The 18,425-nt window shown below is 72.2% G+C and carries 16 protein-coding genes, 3 tRNA genes and 1 pseudogene; 9 read left to right on the top strand and 11 right to left on the bottom strand.

The annotated features are described in order from the left end of the window. The 5 genes and pseudogenes from OFY01_RS22560 to OFY01_RS22540 all read left to right on the top strand — a co-directional run. Positions 1-251 (top strand): annotated as a pseudogene (locus tag OFY01_RS22560) (DNA polymerase III subunit gamma and tau); the annotation flags it as partial. A 99-nt stretch (positions 252-350) separates the two neighbouring features. Next, positions 351-1,616, top strand: a complete 1,266-nt coding sequence (gene purD / locus OFY01_RS22555) for a phosphoribosylamine--glycine ligase (protein ID WP_266602754.1) — start codon at positions 351-353, stop codon at positions 1,614-1,616. A 393-nt stretch (positions 1,617-2,009) separates the two neighbouring features. After that, a complete protein-coding gene (locus OFY01_RS22550) occupies positions 2,010-3,818 on the top strand; it encodes a hypothetical protein (RefSeq protein WP_266602762.1) in 1,809 nt (602 codons plus the stop codon). Positions 3,819-4,192: 374 nt separating this feature from the next. Next, positions 4,193-5,782, top strand: coding sequence for a N,N-dimethylformamidase beta subunit family domain-containing protein (locus tag OFY01_RS22545; protein ID WP_407700404.1), 1,590 nt, complete (start codon positions 4,193-4,195; stop codon positions 5,780-5,782). A 295-nt stretch (positions 5,783-6,077) separates the two neighbouring features. After that, positions 6,078-6,983, top strand: a complete 906-nt coding sequence (locus tag OFY01_RS22540) for a phosphoribosylaminoimidazolesuccinocarboxamide synthase (protein WP_266602750.1) — start codon at positions 6,078-6,080, stop codon at positions 6,981-6,983. Between the two features lie 78 nt (positions 6,984-7,061). Here the strand turns inward: OFY01_RS22540 and OFY01_RS22535 are convergent. From OFY01_RS22535 to OFY01_RS22500, 8 genes are all read right to left on the bottom strand, one after another. Continuing rightward, positions 7,062-7,137 (bottom strand) — tRNA-Gly (locus tag OFY01_RS22535). Between the two features lie 41 nt (positions 7,138-7,178). Continuing rightward, positions 7,179-7,787: a response regulator transcription factor gene (locus tag OFY01_RS22530; protein WP_266602748.1), complete on the bottom strand. Its 609-nt coding sequence runs from the start codon at positions 7,785-7,787 to the stop codon at positions 7,179-7,181. Next, positions 7,762-9,132 (bottom strand): sensor histidine kinase, encoded by a 1,371-nt coding sequence (locus OFY01_RS22525; protein ID WP_266602746.1) that lies wholly within the window; start codon positions 9,130-9,132, stop codon positions 7,762-7,764. Before OFY01_RS22525 ends, OFY01_RS22530 begins: the two co-directional genes overlap by 26 nt. Before the next feature lie 177 nt (positions 9,133-9,309). Beyond that, positions 9,310-10,125: an ABC transporter permease gene (locus OFY01_RS22520; RefSeq protein ID WP_266602760.1), complete on the bottom strand. Its 816-nt coding sequence runs from the start codon at positions 10,123-10,125 to the stop codon at positions 9,310-9,312. An 11-nt stretch (positions 10,126-10,136) separates the two neighbouring features. Beyond that, a complete protein-coding gene (locus OFY01_RS22515; protein ID WP_266602744.1) occupies positions 10,137-11,171 on the bottom strand; it encodes an ABC transporter ATP-binding protein in 1,035 nt (344 codons plus the stop codon). A gap of 140 nt (positions 11,172-11,311) precedes the next feature. After that, positions 11,312-11,387 (bottom strand) — tRNA-Gly (locus OFY01_RS22510). Between the two features lie 30 nt (positions 11,388-11,417). Next, a tRNA-Gly gene (locus OFY01_RS22505) sits at positions 11,418-11,489 on the bottom strand. 119 nt (positions 11,490-11,608) lie between these two features. Further along, positions 11,609-11,929: a histone-like nucleoid-structuring protein Lsr2 gene (locus tag OFY01_RS22500; protein ID WP_266602742.1), complete on the bottom strand. Its 321-nt coding sequence runs from the start codon at positions 11,927-11,929 to the stop codon at positions 11,609-11,611. Positions 11,930-12,244: 315 nt separating this feature from the next. Here OFY01_RS22500 and purS point away from each other — a divergent pair, with 315 nt between their 5' ends. The 4 genes from purS (at position 12,245) to OFY01_RS22480 (ending at position 17,041) form a co-directional block, all read left to right on the top strand. Continuing rightward, positions 12,245-12,493 carry a phosphoribosylformylglycinamidine synthase subunit PurS gene (gene purS, locus OFY01_RS22495; RefSeq protein ID WP_266602740.1) on the top strand — a complete coding sequence of 83 codons (249 nt, stop codon included), beginning with the start codon at positions 12,245-12,247 and terminating at the stop codon, positions 12,491-12,493. Beyond that, positions 12,490-13,173, top strand: a complete 684-nt coding sequence (purQ, locus tag OFY01_RS22490) for a phosphoribosylformylglycinamidine synthase subunit PurQ (RefSeq protein WP_266602738.1) — start codon at positions 12,490-12,492, stop codon at positions 13,171-13,173. Before purS ends, purQ begins: the two co-directional genes overlap by 4 nt. Next, positions 13,170-15,419, top strand: a complete 2,250-nt coding sequence (gene purL, locus OFY01_RS22485; RefSeq protein ID WP_266602736.1) for a phosphoribosylformylglycinamidine synthase subunit PurL — start codon at positions 13,170-13,172, stop codon at positions 15,417-15,419. The genes purQ and purL overlap by 4 nt, the downstream gene beginning before the upstream one ends. A gap of 242 nt (positions 15,420-15,661) precedes the next feature. Further along, positions 15,662-17,041 (top strand): FAD-binding oxidoreductase, encoded by a 1,380-nt coding sequence (locus OFY01_RS22480; protein WP_266602734.1) that lies wholly within the window; start codon positions 15,662-15,664, stop codon positions 17,039-17,041. Between the two features lie 126 nt (positions 17,042-17,167). Here the strand turns inward: OFY01_RS22480 and OFY01_RS22475 are convergent, their stop codons facing one another. From OFY01_RS22475 to OFY01_RS22465, 3 genes are all read right to left on the bottom strand, one after another. Beyond that, complete coding sequence (locus OFY01_RS22475) at positions 17,168-17,752, bottom strand: Uma2 family endonuclease (RefSeq protein WP_266602733.1); 585 nt, start codon at positions 17,750-17,752, stop codon at positions 17,168-17,170. Between the two features lie 71 nt (positions 17,753-17,823). Beyond that, complete coding sequence (locus OFY01_RS22470) at positions 17,824-18,078, bottom strand: hypothetical protein (RefSeq protein ID WP_266602731.1); 255 nt, start codon at positions 18,076-18,078, stop codon at positions 17,824-17,826. 165 nt (positions 18,079-18,243) lie between these two features. Further along, positions 18,244-18,402, bottom strand: a complete 159-nt coding sequence (locus tag OFY01_RS22465) for a hypothetical protein (RefSeq protein ID WP_266602729.1) — start codon at positions 18,400-18,402, stop codon at positions 18,244-18,246. Positions 18,403-18,425 lie beyond the last annotated feature (23 nt).

The following is an 18,425-nucleotide window of genomic DNA, read 5'->3' as shown; positions in this document are numbered from 1 at the left end:
CGCAGGGGCAGCCCCAGGGGCCTGAGCGTGGGCCCGGGCCTGGTCAGGGTCCCGCTCCGGCTCAGGGGGCCGCCCCGGCCGCGCCCTCGTACCAGCCTCCGGCGGGGCCGGTGGCGCGGCCGCCGGTCTCCATCGAGGACGACACCCCGGAGGAGGACGACCCGGACCTGGACGAGTCCGCGCTCTCCGGCCACGAGCTGATCGTCCGCGAACTGGGCGCGACCGTCGTCGAGGAGTTCACCAACGAGTGAGCGGCGGGCCGGGGCTGGGAGGAAGCTACAAGCAAGAGGGCGGGCCGCTTTGGGAAGCCCGTACAAGAGCACAACCTCGCGGCGGCTAGGCTGGCAGGCGTGAAGGTCCTTGTCATCGGCGGCGGTGCCCGCGAACACGCCCTGTGCCGCTCCCTGTCCCTCGACCCCGACGTCTCGGCCGTGCACTGCGCCCCCGGCAACGCGGGCATCGCGGAGGTCGCCGAGCTGCACACCGTCGACGCGCTCGACGGCGCCGCGGTGACGGCCCTCGCGCAGCGTCTCGCCGCCGACCTGGTCGTGGTCGGCCCGGAGGCGCCCCTGGTCGCCGGGGTCGCCGACGCCGTCCGCGCCGCCGGAATCCCGGTCTTCGGCCCGTCCGGCGCGGCCGCGCAGCTCGAGGGGTCCAAGGCGTTCGCCAAGGACGTGATGGCGGCGGCGGGCGTACCCACCGCCCGGTCCTACGTGTGCGCCACCTCGGACGAGGTCGATGCCGCGCTGGACTCCTTCGGCGCCCCCTACGTCGTCAAGGACGACGGTCTCGCCGCGGGCAAGGGCGTCGTCGTCACCGACGACATCGAGGTCGCCCGTGCGCACGCGCACGCGTGCGAGCGCGTCGTCATCGAGGAGTTCCTCGACGGCCCCGAGGTCTCGCTCTTCGCCGTCACCGACGGCACGACCGTGGTCCCGCTCCAGCCCGCCCAGGACTTCAAGCGCGCGCTCGACGGCGACGAGGGCCCGAACACCGGCGGCATGGGCGCCTACTCGCCGCTGCCGTGGGCCGACCCCGCCCTGGTCGACGAGGTGCTGCGCACCGTGCTGCGGCCGACGGTCGAGGAGATGGCGCGCCGCGGCACCCCGTTCTCCGGACTGCTGTACGCGGGACTGGCCCTCACCAGCCGCGGCGTGCGCGTCATCGAGTTCAACGCGCGGTTCGGGGACCCCGAGACGCAGGTCGTCCTCGCCCGCCTCAGGACGCCGCTCGCCGGGCTCCTGCTGGCCGCGGCCAACGGCACGCTCGCCGACCTCGAACCGCTGCGCTGGAGCGACGACGCGGCCGTCACGGTCGTCGTCGCCTCGCACAACTACCCCGGCACCCCGCGCACCGGCGACCCGATCACCGGGCTCGACGAGGTGGCCGCCCAGGATGCCCCGTACGCGTACGTCCTGCACGCCGGGACGAAGCGGGAGGGTGACGGGGAGGGCGGGCCGGTGCTCAGCTCGGGTGGCCGGGTGCTGTCGGTGACGGCGACCGGCGGTGACCTCGCGCAGGCCCGCGAGCGCGCGTACGCGGCCGTGGGACGTATCCGGCTCGACGGGTCCCAGCACCGTACGGACATCGCCGCGAAGGCCGCGGCGGACGCCTGACGTCTGACACGCCTGACGCCTGACGCCTGACACGCCTGACGCCTGACGGCCGACGCGTCGGCGGGCGTTGGGGACGAGGTCCGGAGCCTGACGTGCGCCGGGCGGGAGCGGTGCCACCCTCTCCCGCCCGGCCTCTTTTTGTCAGCCACCTTTGCCCAAAGCCATTCCATCGGGTGACCGCTGGCCCATACGGCTGACGGGGCGCCGGGGCCCAACTAGGGTGCGGCGCACGGAGTTCGGGCACCGGACGGACCACCGGCATTGCGATGTCAGTGGTGGGTGCCACAGTGGGGGAGTGAGCAACGCCACCAGTGTCCTGCCAGGGGCCTCGCCCCCCGGCCGGGCAGAAGGCCCAGGCAGCAGGGGGTGACATCGATCGTGTCCGGTATCGGAATGGACGCCCGGGCGGGTGCGCGGGCAGCGCATGCGCGGGCCGTCGCCGTGCTGCGTATCCGTGGCAGGGCGACGGCGCTGGCGCTGCTGCCCGCGGCCGTCTCCGTGGTGCTCCTCGTGGGCGGCGCCACCGGACGCCTGGCGGGCGGTGGTTGGGACATCGCGCGGGTGGTCGTCTCCGCGGTCGCGGTGGTCGTGCTGCTCGCGGCGGCGGCCGTGGCGCTCGTCGTGGCCCGCGCGCGGCCCGCCGTCAGCCCGACCGTTCCGATCGCCGAGGAGACCGCGCCCGACCTGTACCGGCTCGTGCGTGATCTGGCCGACCGGCTCGACGTGCCCGCGCCGTCGGCGATAGCCCTCACTCCGGACTGCGACAGCTGGCTGGAGGACCGTGCCCACCCCGCGCACGGACCGCCGCCCACCGCGTCCCGGAAGACAGGTGCCGGGAAGATATCCGCCGCGGCGGCGGCCCCCGTCGCTCCCGTCCTGGTCATCGGATCTCCCTTCATGTGGTGGATGCGGGTGGCGGAACTGCGGGCCGTGCTCGCCCCCGTCGTGGCGGGCACGGGGCCGTCGGCGGACCCCGAGATAGCCGCGGCCCGGCGGTACGTACGGGGCCTTGACGCGGCCGTCGCGGTGGCTTCGGCCCCCGGTCGCGCCGCTCCCGCCAGGGTTGTGCTCGCCGGAGTCGGCCGGGTGGCCAGGCGGCTGCTCGACGGCTGCCGGGTGCACGCGGCGGAGATGGAGCGAGGGGTCGCCGCGGCGGCGGCCGAGCGCGCACAGGCTGTGGATTACGGGCTCAGGATCGTCGCGCAGGAGCAGGTGGGCCTCGCCTACGCGGGCTGGGACCGGCTGCTCACCCGGGTCGCGCTGCCCGCCTGGCGGATGGGCCGCTGGCCCTCCCGGCTCGACGTGGGCGTGGTCTCGGCCCTGACCGAGCTGTCGCGCCGCGACCGGCTCGCCGCTCAGGACGGGGCGTTCGCCTCGCGGCTCGGCGAGCGACCGGCCTGTGACCTGCTGGAGGAGCCGGGCGCCGTCGACGAGGCGGCGTCGCTGCTCGCCGCCCGACTTTTCCACGGCGGTCCGGCCGAGCCGGGACCGGACTGGGCGCCGGTGGACTGGCAGCGGTATCCGGACGAGGTGGTGGACCGGAAGTGGCGCACGGACGCGGCGCGCCTGTACCGCGTCCTGGACACGTTCGCCGAGCCCGACAGCGGCTCGGCCGCCCCGCAGCCGCAGGGGCCCACCCTCGCCCGCGTCCTGACCCGCCTCTCCGTCCGCCCCTTCCTCTCCGGGGACCCGGCGGACGCCACCCCGCCCACTCGGCCCACCCTGTCGGGCTCGCCCGCCCTGCCCACCCCGTCCGCCGCGGACGAGCTCGCCATCGCGCCGGAGCCGGACGGCCCCTCCGCGACGCCCGCCGCAGAGGAGCTCGCCGCGGGACTTGCGGCGGAGATGGAGCGGGAGGAGCGGGCACGGCCGGTGGCGCCGGTGGCCGCCGGGCAGGGGCCGGACGGGGCGTTGTGGGACGAAGGGGCGCTGCCCCTGTTCCCGTTGCAGCCGCCGCGCAGCGGGCGGGAGCTGCTGGCCGACCACGTGACGGCGATGGTGTGCTGCGCCGCCGTGGACACGACCGCCGCGGCGCCGGGTCTGGACTGGCTGGACGGGCCGTCGCTGCTGGTCGACGGCGAGCGCGCCACCGACCTCGCTCCGCGCGTCCTGAGCCTCGTGGAGGACGGCGATCCGGAGCCACTGCGGCTCTGGCTGACCCGGCTCGGCATACGCCCGGAGAAGCCCGTACGGCTGCTGTGAGCGCGCCCCTGGCCCGTATGGCTGCTGTGAGACTTCCGTACGCCCGCCGCCCGCCGCCCGCCGCCCGCCGCCCGCCGACCGCCGCCCGCCGACTGCCGACCGATGTACGACGACCGCCGATCACCGACTGCCGATCGACGACCGCTGTACGCGGGTCCGCAAGGCTGTAGCCGACACGCCCCGCACGCCTGGTGTGCGCGCCTCGTAGGCCCGGTGTGACCCCGTCGTGGCGGTGTGCGCCCCGGAGGGAAACGTTCCGTTCTCGTCGATTCACGACGAACGGTGACGGAGTGCGTGCGTAATGTGATGTGCTGGGACCGGTCGTGGGCACGGGCCGCGACGGTCGACTCGGGGGAGCGAGGGAGGGGAACGGCATGGGGCCGGACAGCGCAGGGCAGGGCCCGGAGAGCCGGACGCGTCCGCGCACTCCCCGCTGGGAGTCCGGAGCGATGGCGCACGCGGTCACCGACCCGTTCGGCCAGGGCCCGCTGCCGTGGCTGCGCGGCAGCGAGCAGTACCTGGACGACACGGGCAAGGCCGTCCCCTGGTACGTCGACCCCGACGCCGCCTTGGCCACGGGCTCCGGCGCCCAGGGCGGCCACGGAGGCCAGGGCGGCCAGGGCGGCCACGGAGGTCCCGGCGGGGCCCTGGGAGCCGTCCCCTCCCCGCGTACCGGCGGGCCGCGCACCGCCGACGACGTGAACTGCCAGATCAAGGGCTTCACCACGACCGGTGCCGCCGCGCCCGGCGAGTCGATCGACTTCCACATCACCGTCGACCCGCCCCAGCAGTTCGGCGTCGACATCTACCGCATCGGGCACTACGGAGGCGACGGCGCCAGCAAGATCACCACCAGTCCACGGCTCTCCGGCATCGTCCAGCCCGCCCCGCTCGCCGCCGACCGTACGGTCTCCTGTCACCACTGGTGGCTGTCGTGGCGGCTGCAGATCCCGTCGTACTGGAGCGTGGGCGCGTACGTGGCCGTGCTCACGACGGTCGACGGGTACCGCTCGCACATCCCGTTCACCGTCCGCGACTCCCGCCCCGCCGACCTGCTCCTGCTCCTCCCTGACATCACCTGGCAGGCGTACAACCTGTACCCGGAGGACGGCCGGACCGGTGCCAGCCTCTACCACGCCTGGGACGACGAGGGCCGGCTGCTCGGAGAGAGCGAGGCTGCCGTCACCGTCTCGTTCGACCGCCCGTACGCGGGCGCGGGTCTCCCCCTCCATGTCGGCCACGCCTACGATTTCATCCGCTGGGCGGAGCGGTACGGGTACGACCTCGCGTACGCCGACACCCGCGACCTGCACGCGGGCCGGATCGACCCCACCCGCTACCGGGGCCTGGTCTTCCCGGGACACGACGAGTACTGGTCGGCGTCGATGCGCCGCACCACCGAGCTGGCCCGCGAGCAGGGCACCTCGCTCGTCTTCCTCTCCGCCAACACCATGTACTGGCAGGTGGAGCTCGGCCCGTCCCCGTCCGGCGTGCCGGACCGGCTGCTGACCTGCCGCAAGCGGCAAGGTCCGGGGAGGCCGGTGCTGTGGCGGGAGGTCGACACGCCGGAGCAGCAGCTCATCGGCGTCCAGTACGCGGGCCGTGTCCCCGATCCACACCCCCTGGTGGTGCGGAACGCGGACCACTGGCTGTGGGAGGCGACCGGCGCGCACGAGGGCGACACGATAGACGGCCTGGTCGCGGGCGAGGCCGACCGCTACTTCCCGCGCACGGCCCTGCCCGAGCACACCGAGCGCGTGCTGCTCGCCCACTCCCCGTACCCGGACGGCGAGGGGACCCGCCGCCACCAGGAGACGTCGCTGTACCGGGCGCCGTCGGGCGCGCTCGTCTTCGCGTCCGGGACGTTCGCCTGGTCCCCGGCTCTGGACCGACCGGGCCACGTCGACCCCAGGATCCAGCGCGCGACGGCCAATCTGCTCGACCGCATCTGCAAACGAGACTGAATCCGTGACGAACGGGACTCGGCAGAAGCGCCCGCGGCCGCGAGTCGGCAGAAGTGCCGGGGACCGCGGCCGTCCCCGTGACCGCCCGGCGACCGCAGCCGCGACGGCCGCTCGACCGCTCCCGTGACGGCCCGACGACCGGTCCCGTGACGGCCCACGGCCGTCCGCGGTGGCCGCACGGGCGGTCCGCGGTGGTGCTGCGACGTTCCCGCGGCGGCCCCGTGGCCGGAACTCGTCCCCGCGTACGGGACAATCGACGGCACGAGCCACTCGTACAGAACCACGGGGAGGAACCGTGTCCGGATTCGTCGAAAAGCCCGAGCCAGTTCAGGTACCGGGCCTGGTGCATCTGCACACCGGCAAGGTGCGCGACTTGTACCAGAACGAGGCGGGTGACCTGGTCATGGTCGCCACCGACCGCATGTCCGCCTACGACTGGGTCCTGCCCACCCCGATCCCCGACAAGGGGCGGGTCCTCACCCAGCTCTCCCTGTGGTGGTTCGACCAGCTCGCGGACCTGATCCCCAACCACGTCCTGTCGACCGAACTGCCGGCCGGAGCGCCCGACGACTGGGCGGGCCGCACGCTGATCTGCCGGTCCCTGCGGATGATCCCGGTGGAGTGCGTGGCGCGCGGCTACCTGACCGGTTCGGGCCTGGCCGAGTACAACGAATCGCGCACCGTCTGCGGCCTCGCCCTCCCCGAGGGGCTGCGGGACGGCTCCGAACTGCCCGCGCCGATCTTCACGCCCGCTACGAAGGCGGAGGTCGGCGAGCACGACGAGAACGTGTCGTACGAGGAGGTGGCGCGGCGCGTCGGCGCGGAGACGGCCGCCGAACTGCGTCAGGCGACCCTCGCCGTGTACGGGCGGGCCCGAAACATCGCGCGCGACCGGGGGATCGTGCTCGCGGACACGAAGTTCGAGTTCGGTCACGCCAAGGAGGACGGTTCGCTGATCCTCGCGGACGAGGTGCTCACGCCGGACTCGTCCCGGTTCTGGCCCGCCGACCAGTGGGAGCCGGGCCGGGCGCAGCCGTCGTTCGACAAGCAGTTCGTACGGGACTGGCTGACGTCGTCGGCCTCCGGCTGGGACCGGACGAGCGAGCAGCCGCCGCCCGCGCTGCCCGAGGACGTGGTGGCGGCGACGCGGGCGAAGTACGTGGAGGCGTACGAGCGGCTGACCGGCACGAGCTGGGCGTGAACCGTCCGGGTACGCCGGGCACGGCAGGTACGCCGGGCACGGCAGAAGGCCCCGGTCACTGACCGGGGCCTTCTGAACTGGAGCGAACGACCGGTCTCGAACCGGCGACCTCAACCTTGGCAAGGTTGCGCTCTACCAACTGAGCTACGTTCGCAAGAGTCGCTCTCCGACCGTTCGGCCGAAGCGCGACGCCTACTATACCCAACCTCGCTCGCGTGCGAGACGCACTGCCGCGTGCCGGTTGTCGGCACCGAGCTTCGAGACGGCCGAGGAGAGGTAGTTCCGGACCGTCCCCTGGGAGAGCGCGGCCCGCTCGGCGATCTCCGCGACGGGCGCGCCGTCGGCCGCGAGCTCAAGCACCTCGGCCTCGCGCGCGGTGAGCGGCGAGTCCCCGGCGGAGATCGCGTCGGCGGCCAACTCCGGGTCCACGTAACGGTTTCCGATGTGTACGGTCCGGATGATCTCGGCGAGTCGTTGAGCGCTCACGGTCTTCGGGACGAAGCCGCGCACGCCCGCGGCGAGGGCCCGTTTGAGGTGGCCGGGTCGCCCATGCCCGGTCACGATCATGGTGCGGCAGCCGGGTACCTCGGTGCGCAGCGCTGTGGCGACACTCACACCGTCGGCGCCTGGCATCTGCAGATCGAGCACGGCCACGTCCGGGGTGTGGGCCCGCGCCATGGCGAGCGCCTCGGGGCCGGTGGCCGCCTCCGCGACGACGACCAGGTCGTCCTCGAGGGCGAGCAGCGCGGCGAGCGCACCCCGGATGAGGTGCTCGTCGTCAGCGAGCAACACGCGCAACACCATCGGCCTCCACCTCCTCAACTGTTCGCGCCGCGTCGCCCTTTTGCGCCGTGTCGCCCTTTTGCGCCGTGTCGCTCTTCCGTGCCGCGTCGGGCACTGTCGCGGTCACCCGGAAGCTGTCGCCGCCCCGGACACCAGCCTCCAGCGTGCCCTCCACCACGGCCAACCGCTCCCGCAGCCCCGCGAGGCCGGATCCGCGGCCCGGTGGCGGGGTGGTCGGTGCGGCGGCCTCGGCACCGTCGTTCTCCACGGTCAGGACGGCCGCCGCCCCGGCGCCGGGCCCCGCCCCTGCCTCGGTCCGCAGCGACACCTCGCAGCGCCGCGCGTCCCCGTGCCGCAGTACATTCGTCGTGGCTTCACGGACCACCCACCCGAGCGCCGACTGCACCTCCGCCGACAGCTCGTCGGCCGAATCCGCGCCGGTCACCGTGCAGTCGATCCCGGCCGCCGTCAACACGCCGTGCGCCCCGGCCAGTTCGGCGCCGAGGTCGGCCGCGCGGTACCCCCGTACGACGTCCCGTACCTCCTTTTGCGACTCCCGCGCGATGCGCTGCACCTCGGTCATCTGCGCCACCGCGTCCTCGCTCCTCCCGCGCCGGGCCAGCTGGACCGCGAGCTCGCTCTTGAGTGCGACCACGGACAGGTTGCGGCCCATCACGTCGTGCAGGTCACGCGCGAACCGCAGCCGCTCCTCCGCGACGGCGAGGCGCGCCTCCACGTCCCGCGCCCGCTCGGAGATCTCCCTGGCCCGCTCCGATTCCTCCCGCGCCCGCTCGGCGTCCCACATGACGGACAGGCTCCACGCGCCGCACCGCCACGTCACCAGCGTCAGCACGGAGCAGAGCGTCAACACGAAGGCCAGCGCCCCGAGTTGAACGAGGCCGGAGCCCGTCGCGGCGAACACCGCCAGCGTCGCCGTACCGGCCAGGAGACTGTGCCGTAGGAACCGTCGCGGCGGCACCATCAGCACGTACGCGCCCGCGAACGGCATCGGTGCGAACATCAACAGCGTGGCGACCGAGCCCTCCTTCACGGCGGTCGAGCCGCCCCCGGCGCTCCCGGTGGCCATGACCGTGACGACCAGGCCGACCGCCACCACGGCCAGCGCCCCGGCCGCCCGGTGCCACCCGCGCGGCACCGCCCCCCGCCCGAGGTGCTGGTCGAGCGCGGCGATCACGTGGACGTGGGCGACGGCGCACTGCGCGACGTTGACCGTGCCGAGCGCGGCGGCCAGGGCCACCTGGACCGTGCGGCCGTGGGAGAGGGCCGGGCCGACGGCCGTGGCCGACCAGGCGGCGCAGAAGAACCAGGTGATCGACCGGTATGTGATCCGGCTCTGCCACTCCACCCGTTCGATCTTGCTCCGCGCGCGCCAGCGCGCCCGTATCCCGCCGCTCCGTGCCCGCACAGCTCTCCCGCCTTCTCCCGTACGCCCCGCCGAGCTCACTCGCCCCGCTCACCGGCCCTGTTCACCGGGCCCGCTCACCGGCCCTGTTCACCGGTCCTGGCCGTCGGACCGGCACGCTCAGCGTCGCGGTTCCCAGCGGAACCGCCGCCGTACAGCAAACACGGCGACGACGAACCAGGCCACCGCCGTCATCACGTCCTTCACAGCGTCCCCGGCCGCCATGCCGCCGGTCCAGCCCTCCCGCACCAGCGTCAGCGTCGGCGTGAGCGGCAGCAACGCGCACAGGTTGGCCAGCTTGTCCGGCATGACCTCCAGCGGGACGACCGCGCCGGAGCCGAACATCGTCACGAGCAGCAACGGCATCGCCGCCACCTGCGCGCTCTCCACGCTGCGGCTGAACACCGTGGTCAGCGCGGCCAGTACGACACACAGCGGCAGGCCGAGCAGCACCCCGAGCACGACCAGGTGGGGCGCGGCGGGGGCGCCCGCGTGCAGGACGACCGCGCAGACCGCGGCGAGCCCGACGGCCTGGGCGAGCCCCATGCACACGGCGGGCAGCGCCGTCCCGGCGAGGATCTCGGCGTCCCGCAGCTCCCCGGTGCGCAGCCGTTTCAGGACGAGGTCCTCGCGTCGGGCCGCGTACACGCTCACCATCGTCGAATACACGGCGAACAGCAGGGAGAACCCGATCGCCGACGCCAGTACCGTCGCGCCGAGCGTGAGCCCGGTGCGCTTCAGGTCGACGTCGTGCATCGACGAGCGCGTGGCGAACGGCATCACCAGCGGCACGAACACCGCCGTGAACAGCACCCCCTTGCTCCGGCCGATGAGCGTCAGCTCGGCTCGGGCGAGGGCCTTGAGCCGCCCGCCGGTGGTCGTGGCCGCGTTCGTGGCCGCGTTGGTGGGCCCGTTGGTGGGCCCGCCCTTGGTCATCGTCGCCGCGCTCACGCGACCATCTCCTTCGCCTGCCCCTGCCCCTGACCCTGCGCCTGCCCCTGCCGCTGCCCCTGCCCTCGACCTTGCGCCCGCCCCTGGGGGCTCTGCCCCTTCGCGTCCTGCGCGATCTGCAGGAACGCCTCCTCGAGGGACGCGCCCCGTACGTCGAGGCGGCGCAGCTCGACGCCCTCGTCCCTGGCCCAGACGAGCAGCCCGGTCGCCGCCCGTTGGAGGGTGTCCGTACGCAGCCGGACGGTGGGCCCGTCCACCTCGTGCCCGCTCACCCCGAGCTCCGGCAGGGGCGGCAGGTCGCCGAGTACGTAACCGTCGGGCAGCTCGAAGGAGATCCGCGAGGGCTGCGTGGCGACGACGTCCGCGACCCGCCCCGACGCCGCGATCCGCCCCTCGTGCAGGATGGCGAGCCGGTCGGCGAGCTCCTCGGCCTCCTCCAGGTAGTGCGTGGTGAGCAGCACGGTCGTGCCGCCGTCGCGCAGGTGTCGCACCAACTCCCAGGTGGCGCGGCGCCCTTCGGCGTCGAGGCCGGTCGTCGGTTCGTCGAGGAAGAGGACCTCGGGGCGTCCGAGAAGGGCGAGTGCCAGGTCGAGCCGGCGCTTCTCGCCGCCGGACAGCTGCTTGACGCGTACGTCGCGGCGCCGCGCGAGCCCCACCATCTCCAGGGCCTCGTCCATCCCCCGCGACCCGCTGGTGCATCCGGCCCACATGCGTACCGTCTCGGCGGCGGTGAGCTCGGGCGGGAACCCGCCCTCCTGCAGCATCACGCCGATCCGCGGCCGCACCCGCCCCCGCTCGGTGTACGGGTCGTGCCCGAGGACTCGGACGCGTCCTGCGGCGGGGGCGGCGAGCCCTTCGAGGAGCTCGACGGTGGAGGTCTTGCCCGCGCCGTTGGTGCCGAGGAGGGCGAAGAGCTCGCCGCGGTCCACGGAGAAGGTGACGGACCGCACCGCCTCGAAGGAACCCCGTTTCTCGTCCCCGTACACGCGGCGCAGATCGGTGACGTCGATCACACGCTCGTTGTTGGTCATGCGTCCAGCGTTCCGGCCGTGCGGGCGCGGCGGCAGTGCACGGTGTCATCGGCGCGCATGACAAATGTCAGAAGGGGAGGGCGAAGGCGAAGAGGTCGCACGCAGAAGGCCCCGGTCCTGGACCGGGGCCTTCTGCCCTGTGGAGCGAACGACCGGTCTCGAACCGGCGACCTCAACCTTGGCAAGGTTGCGCTCTACCAACTGAGCTACGTTCGCATGTGCATCAGCCTACCGTACGCGATGCAGAGCGGGTGACAGGAATTGCACACTGCGCCTTCCCCCTGGAAGGGGGATGTTCTGCTACTGAACTACACCCGCATCGTCCGTGGGAACCGGCCCCTCGGCCTCGCCCCTCGGCGTGCTCCAGACTCTAGCGGACGGGCGGGGGTGTCACGCAAGTCGGCTGTGCCGAGGGGCTCCTGATGGCCGTCGGTGCCTCAGTTGGCCGCGGCGAACTCCTCGTACACCCGCTTGGGGATGCGGCCGCGCGGCGGGACCTCGAAACCGTGCGAGCGGGCCCAGGCCCGCACGGCCGCCGGGTCGGGGCTCAGGGTGGTGTGCTTGTACGGCTTGCCGGTGCGGACGGCGTGCTTGCGGCCGGCCTCCAGGTACGGGGCGAGGGCCTTGCGGAGCTTTTCGGCATTGGCCTCGTTGAGGTCGATCTCGTACGACCTGCCGTCCAGACCGAAGACGACCGTTTCCGCCGCTTCTGAGCCGTCGATGTCGTCAAAGAGGGTGACCACGACACGCTGCGCCACGAATATCGGTCCCTTCACCCGACACCCCCGCTTTGACGTGCGGCGATGTCGGCCACCTGTCAGTTGCCGGTAAGTGTCAATTCCTTTTTACCCTGCCGGGCATTGCGGTGGGAAGACCATTTGAAAATCTCCGCGTGTCCATCCGGGGAGATGAGCGAAGATATGGGCGAGCTTTTTTCATCGACTTTTCCCGGCGGTGCCGTGTCGTTGCCGTAATGTGACCCGGGTCTCGTAGATTCCTACGGTCTACACGAGTAGAAGTTTTGGGCGGGTAGGCTGAACGAACCAGCTCAGCACCACACACCGGGAGTGCCAGTGGCACGCGTCGTAGTCGACGTCATGCTCAAGCCGGAGATCCTCGACCCTCAGGGCCAGGCGGTGCAGCGTGCGCTGCCGCGCCTCGGTTTCGACGGCATCTCCGACGTACGTCAGGGAAAGCGTTTCGAGCTCGAAGTGGACGGGCCGGTCGATGACGCCGCGCTCGCCCGTATCCACGATCTCGCCGAAACCTTCCTCGCCAACACCGTGATCGAGAACTTCACCGTGAAGGTGGAAGAAAAGTGACCGCTCGTATTGGCGTCGTCACCTTTCCGGGGTCCCTCGACGACCGGGACACCCAGCGCGCGATCCGTCTGGCCGGTGCCGAGCCGGTCGCCCTGTGGCACAAGGACAAGGATCTGAAGCAGGTCGACGCGGTCGTCCTGCCCGGCGGCTTCTCCTACGGCGACTACCTGCGCGCGGGCGCCATCTCCCGCTTCTCGCCGGTGATGGAGACCCTCATCGACCAGGCGAAGGCGGGCCTGCCCGTCCTCGGCATCTGCAACGGCTTCCAGGTCCTCACCGAGGCTCACCTGCTGCCCGGCGCGATGCTCGGCAACGACCACCTGCACTTCATCTGCCGCGACCAGAAGCTGCGCGTCGAGAACGCGGAGACGGCCTGGACGTCCGACTACGTCGGCGGGCAGGAGATCCACATCCCGCTGAAGAACATGGACGGGCGGTACGTCGCCGACGAGCGCACCCTCGACATGCTGGAGGCCGAGGGGCGGGTCGCCTTCCGGTACCTGGACCGGAACCCGAACGGCTCGCTCCGCGACATCGCCGGCATCACCAACGCGGCGGGCAACGTCGTCGGCCTGATGCCCCACCCGGAGCACGCCGTGGAGCCGCTGATCGGCACCGGCCGCACCGACGGTCTCCCCTTCTTCACCTCGATCCTCAAGAAGCTGGTTGCCGCCTCATGAGCCTCGACACCGTAGAGAACGCCGCCAAGACCCCCGATGTCGAGCTGCCGTGGGCCGAACTCGGCCTGAAGAAGGACGAGTACGAGCGCGTGGTCGAGATCCTCGGCCGCCGCCCGACCGGCGCCGAGCTCGCCATGTACTCGGTCATGTGGTCCGAGCACTGCTCGTACAAGTCGTCCAAGGTGCACCTGCGCCAGTTCGGCGAGAAGGCCCCGCAGAGCGATGCCATGCTCGTCGGCATCGGTGAGAACGCCGGTGTCGTCGACGTCGGCCAGGGCTACGCCGTCACCTTCAAGGTGGAGTCCCACAACCACCCGTCCTACGTCGAGCCCTACCAGGGCGCGGCCACCGGCGTGGGCGGCATCGTCCGCGACATCATCGCCATGGGCGCCCGCCCGGTCGCCGTCGTCGATCCGCTGCGCTTCGGCGCCGCCGACCACCCCGACACCAAGCGCGTCCTGCCGGGTGTCGTCGCCGGTATCGGCGGCTACGGCAACTGCCTGGGCCTGCCCAACATCGGCGGCGAGGTCGTCTTCGACTCCTGCTACCAGGGGAACCCGCTGGTCAACGCCGGTGCCATCGGCGTCATGCGGCACGAGGACATCCACCTCGCCAAGGCATCGGGCACGGGCAACAAGGTCATCATGTACGGGGCCAGGACCGGCGGCGACGGCATCGGCGGCGCCTCCATCCTCGCCTCGGAGACCTTCGACGACGCGAAGCCGTCGAAGCGGCCCGCCGTCCAGGTCGGTGACCCGTTCCAGGAGAAGCTGCTCATCGAGTGCACCCTGGAGGCGTTCGCCGAGAAGCTCGTCGTCGGCATCCAGGACCTGGGCGCCGCCGGCATCTCCTGCGCCACCAGCGAGCTGGCGTCGAACGGCTCCGGCGGCATGCGGGTCGACCTCGACGACGTGCCGTTGCGCGACTCCACGCTCTCGCCCGAGGAGATCCTCATGAGCGAGTCGCAGGAACGCATGTGCGCCGTGGTCGAGCCTTCGAAGGTCGAGCGGTTCCTGGAGATCTGCGCCAAGTGGGACGTCATCGCCACCGTCATCGGCGAGGTGACGGACGGCGACCGTCTGGAGATCTTCTGGCACGGCGAGAAGATCGTCGACGTCGACCCGCGCACCGTCGCCCACGAGGGCCCGGTCTACGAGCGCCCGCTCGCCCGCCCCGACTGGCAGGACGCGCTCCAGGCCGACGACGCGGGCAAGCTGGCCCGGCCGGCGAACGCGGCCGAGCTCAAGGAGCAGGTCCTGGCGCTCGTCGGTTCGCCGAACCAGGCGTCCAAGAAGTGGATCACCCAGCAGTACGACCACTTCGTGCAGGGCAACACCGTCCTCGCCCAGCCCGAGGACAGCGGCATGATCCGCATCGACGACACCTCCGGCCTCGGCGTCGCCATCGCCACGGACGGCAACGGCCGCTATGCCAAGCTCGACCCGTACACGGGCGCGCAGCTGGCTCTCGCGGAGGCGTACCGGAACGTGGCGACGACGGGCGCAAAGCCGCTCGCCGTCTCCGACTGCCTGAACTTCGGCTCGCCCGAGGACCCGGCGGTGATGTGGCAGTTCGCGGAGGCCATCCGCGGCCTCGCCGACGGCTGCCAGCAGCTCGGCACGCCGGTGACCGGCGGAAACGTCTCGCTCTACAACCAGACGGGCGAGGCGGCCATCCACCCGACGCCGGTCGTCGCCGTGCTCGGCGTCATCGACGACGTGGCCCGCCGCACCCCGGTCGCCTTCCAGGAGGACGGCCAGCTGCTCTACCTCCTCGGCGACACCCGCGAGGAGTTCGGCGGTTCGGCCTGGTCGCAGGTGATCCACGACCACCTCGGCGGCCTGCCCCCGAAGGTGGACCTGGAGCGCGAGCGCCTCCTGGCCGAGATCCTGATCTCCGCGTCGCGCGACGGCATGATCGACGCCGCGCACGACCTGTCCGACGGCGGCCTGATCCAGGCCGTGGTCGAGTCGGCGCTGCTCGGCGGCAAGGGCGCACGCCTTGTCGTGCCCGACGGCCTGGACGCCTTCACGTTCCTCTTCTCCGAGTCGGCGGGCCGCGCGGTCGTGTCCGTGCCGCGCAGCGAGGAGCTCCGCTTCACCGACATGTGCGGTGCGCGCGGCCTGCCGGTCACGCGGATCGGCGTGGTCGACGGCGACGCGGTGGACGTGCAGGGCGAGTTCGCGCTCTCCCTGGACGAACTGCGCGAGGCGCACGAGGCGGTGCTGCCGGGGCTGTTCGGCTGACCGCCCCGGGCCGGGGGCCCGAGGCCAGGCCCCGAGGGGCCCGTTCCGGACAGTAGACGATTCAACTGTCTGGGGCGGGCCCCTCGTTGCTGCTCGTCCTGGTGCTCGTCTTGGTGCGCGTGCGGGTTCGCGCACGGCTTGCGACAGGGGCACGATGGGGTTATGGGGACGCCGTACGTGTGGGGGGCCACGAGGACGACGACGGCGGCGACGGTGATGGTGATGGTGAAAGGAAGATCGCCATGGACACCGCGACCACAGAAGCGATGCGGACCGCGTTGCGCGGCCCGGTCATCGGCTCGCAGGACCCCGGCTACGACGAGGCCCGCTCGATCTACAACTCCATGATCGACAAGCATCCCGCGGCGTTCGTGCGGTGCGCGGACGCCGCGGACGTGATCGACGCGCTCGGTTTCGTACGCGAGCGTGGCCTGGAGGTCGCCGTCATGGGCGGCGGCCACAGCGGCCCGGGCCTGTGCCTGCTCAATGACGGCGTGACGCTCGACCTGTCGCCGATGCGCTGGGTGCGGGTGGACCCGGAGGCGCGCACGGCCCAGGTGGGCGGCGGCTGCCGGCTCGCCGACCTCGACCACGCCACGCACGCCTTCGGCCTCGCCACCCCCGCGGGCATCATGTCCACCACGGGCGTGGGCGGCCTCACCCTCGGCGGCGGCCACGGTCACCTCACCCGTAAGTACGGCCTGACCGTGGACAACCTGCTGGCGGCCGATGTCGTACTGGCCGACGGCAGTTACGTCACCGCGAGCGAGTCGCGCAACGAGGACCTGTTCTGGGCGCTGCGCGGCGGTGGCGGCAACTTCGGCGTGGTCACCTCGTTCACGTTCCGCCTCCATCCCGTGCACACGGTCGGGGTGGCCATGACCTTGTGGCCGGTCGAGCACACCCCGGAGGTGCTGCGCTGGTACCGCGATTTCCTGCCCGCTGCGAGCGAGGACCTGAGCGGCTTCTTCGCGTTCATGATCGTCCCGCCGGTGCCGCCCTTCCCGGAGGAGATCCACGGTCGCAACACGTGCGCGGTCGTGTGGTGCTACACCGGCGACCTCGACCGCCTGGAGGAGGTCTTCGCCCCGGTCGGCGAGCCCGGTGTTCCGGCCTTCCACTTCGCGGCGCCGATGCCCTACCCGGCGTTGCAGACCCTGTTGGACCCGCTGATCCCCAAGGGCCTGCAGTGGTACTGGCGCGGCGACTTCTTCGACCGGATCACGGACGACGCGATCGACGTGCACGTCAAGTACGGCTCGAACGTCCCCTCCGACCTGTCGACCCTGCACCTCTACCCGGTCGACGGCGCCGCCCACCGCGTCGGCCGCGACGACACCGCCTTCGCCTACCGGGACGCCGTCTGGTCCGGCATCTTCGGCGGCATCGACCCGGACCCCGCCAACGCGGAGACCGTCAAGCAGTGGGCCGTCGACTACTGGGAGGAGGCGCATCCGTACTCGATGGGCGGCGCCTACGTGAACTTCCTCGGCCCCGACGAAGGACAGGACCGGGTCCGCACCACCTACCGCGACCACTACGACCGGCTCGCCCGCATCAAGGCCACGTACGACCCGGACAACGTGTTCCACGCGACGCAGAACGTCGTGCCGGCGCGGTGAGGGCGCGGGGCGGGGTGGGGGCCCGGTCTGGAGAGTGTCGCAGTTGTACGTAGAACTGCGACACTTTTCGGGGAGGGGTGGAGTTGTCCGAGCGTCCGGCGGTAGCGAGCGGCCTGGGCTGGCGGACTAACGGACGTAGTTCTGGAGGATCTCCGTGTCGAGCTCGATGCCCATCGGGTCGGGGACGGTCACCTTCTCGCCGAACTTCGAGGTGCGGGCGTCGCGGTAGCCGCCGACCTCCCGGTCCGGGTTGCTGTGCACGGTGACCGTGCGGGAGTCCCGGTCGATCAGGAGGTACGGGGGGATGCCGGACTGGCCGTACGCGGCCGCCTTCTCGCGGCGGTCCCGCCGGTCGGTGTCCGAGTCGTACGAGGTGACCTCGACGACCGTCAGCGCCCCGTCCGGGTCGGCCCACTCACCGTGTCCCGCGAAGTGGGCCTCGGGCGTGATCACCGCGTCCGGCCTCGCCCTGCCCTGCCGGTACGTCTCGACCTGGAGCCCTTGCCCCTGATACAGGTCCAGATCGGGCCGGGCCTGCATACAGCGCCGGGCCAACCAGGTCACGACGGTGCCGCGGTCTCCGTCTGCCCCCTTCTTGACCCCGATCCGTCCGTTGATGAACTCCAACGTGACGGTCTCGGGAGCGGCGGAGGCGATCGTTTCGAACTCCTCCACCGTCATCTGCGCCTTGTGCACGGTCATGACCGCCATGGTGCTCCTCCTTCCAGGTGGAGGCCGGTGTCGACTGGCCGAGGCCGTCAGGTGTGCTGCTTCTCGATTGATCACACGCACGGGTGGCCCTCGCCCCGAGGTGCGCAGTCCCGGCAGACGTACTCCGTCCAGCCGGGCCCTGTGCCGGCGTGCACGACGCGCAGGTCCACGGGCTCGGTGGTCGGCTGTTGGCAGTGGCCGCAGATACGGGTCCGGTGCAGGCACTCGCGGCACATGCGTCCCGTACGCTCGACGGTGCCGTAGCGCAGGAACGGTGCCCGCCCGACCCCGCAGATGTCGCACAGGGCGTCACTCGGTCCGGCCATGGCCCACACTCCCCTCACTGCCGCGCGACACGCACGGCCCGGATACGCCCCACCCCGGCAACGGGCGCGGCGCTCGCGACTCGTGTGCCGGAGGGCACGGGGGCGGGGGAGCGGACGTGCGGCGGCGCCGGGGCGTCCGGCCCAGCAGACGCCGGAGCCGTGCGATCACGACTCGGACCCCGGCCCTGACTGCGACTCCGGACCGTGCGTGACCCGTTCCGTCTCCTCGGCGAGCGACTGCCGCTCGGTGTGGTCGGCGAGGCGGGTCCACAGGAAGGCGTGCTCGGCGTCCACGTCCGGGTAACCGGAGCCGACCTGGACCACGACGCCCTCGAAGGACTCGGGGC

This window comes from Streptomyces beihaiensis (assembly GCF_026274175.1).
GTDB lineage: Bacteria > Actinomycetota > Actinomycetes > Streptomycetales > Streptomycetaceae > Streptomyces > Streptomyces beihaiensis.
The sequence above is the reverse complement of the archived record's forward strand: the minus strand, read 5'-3'. Positions and strand labels throughout refer to the sequence as shown.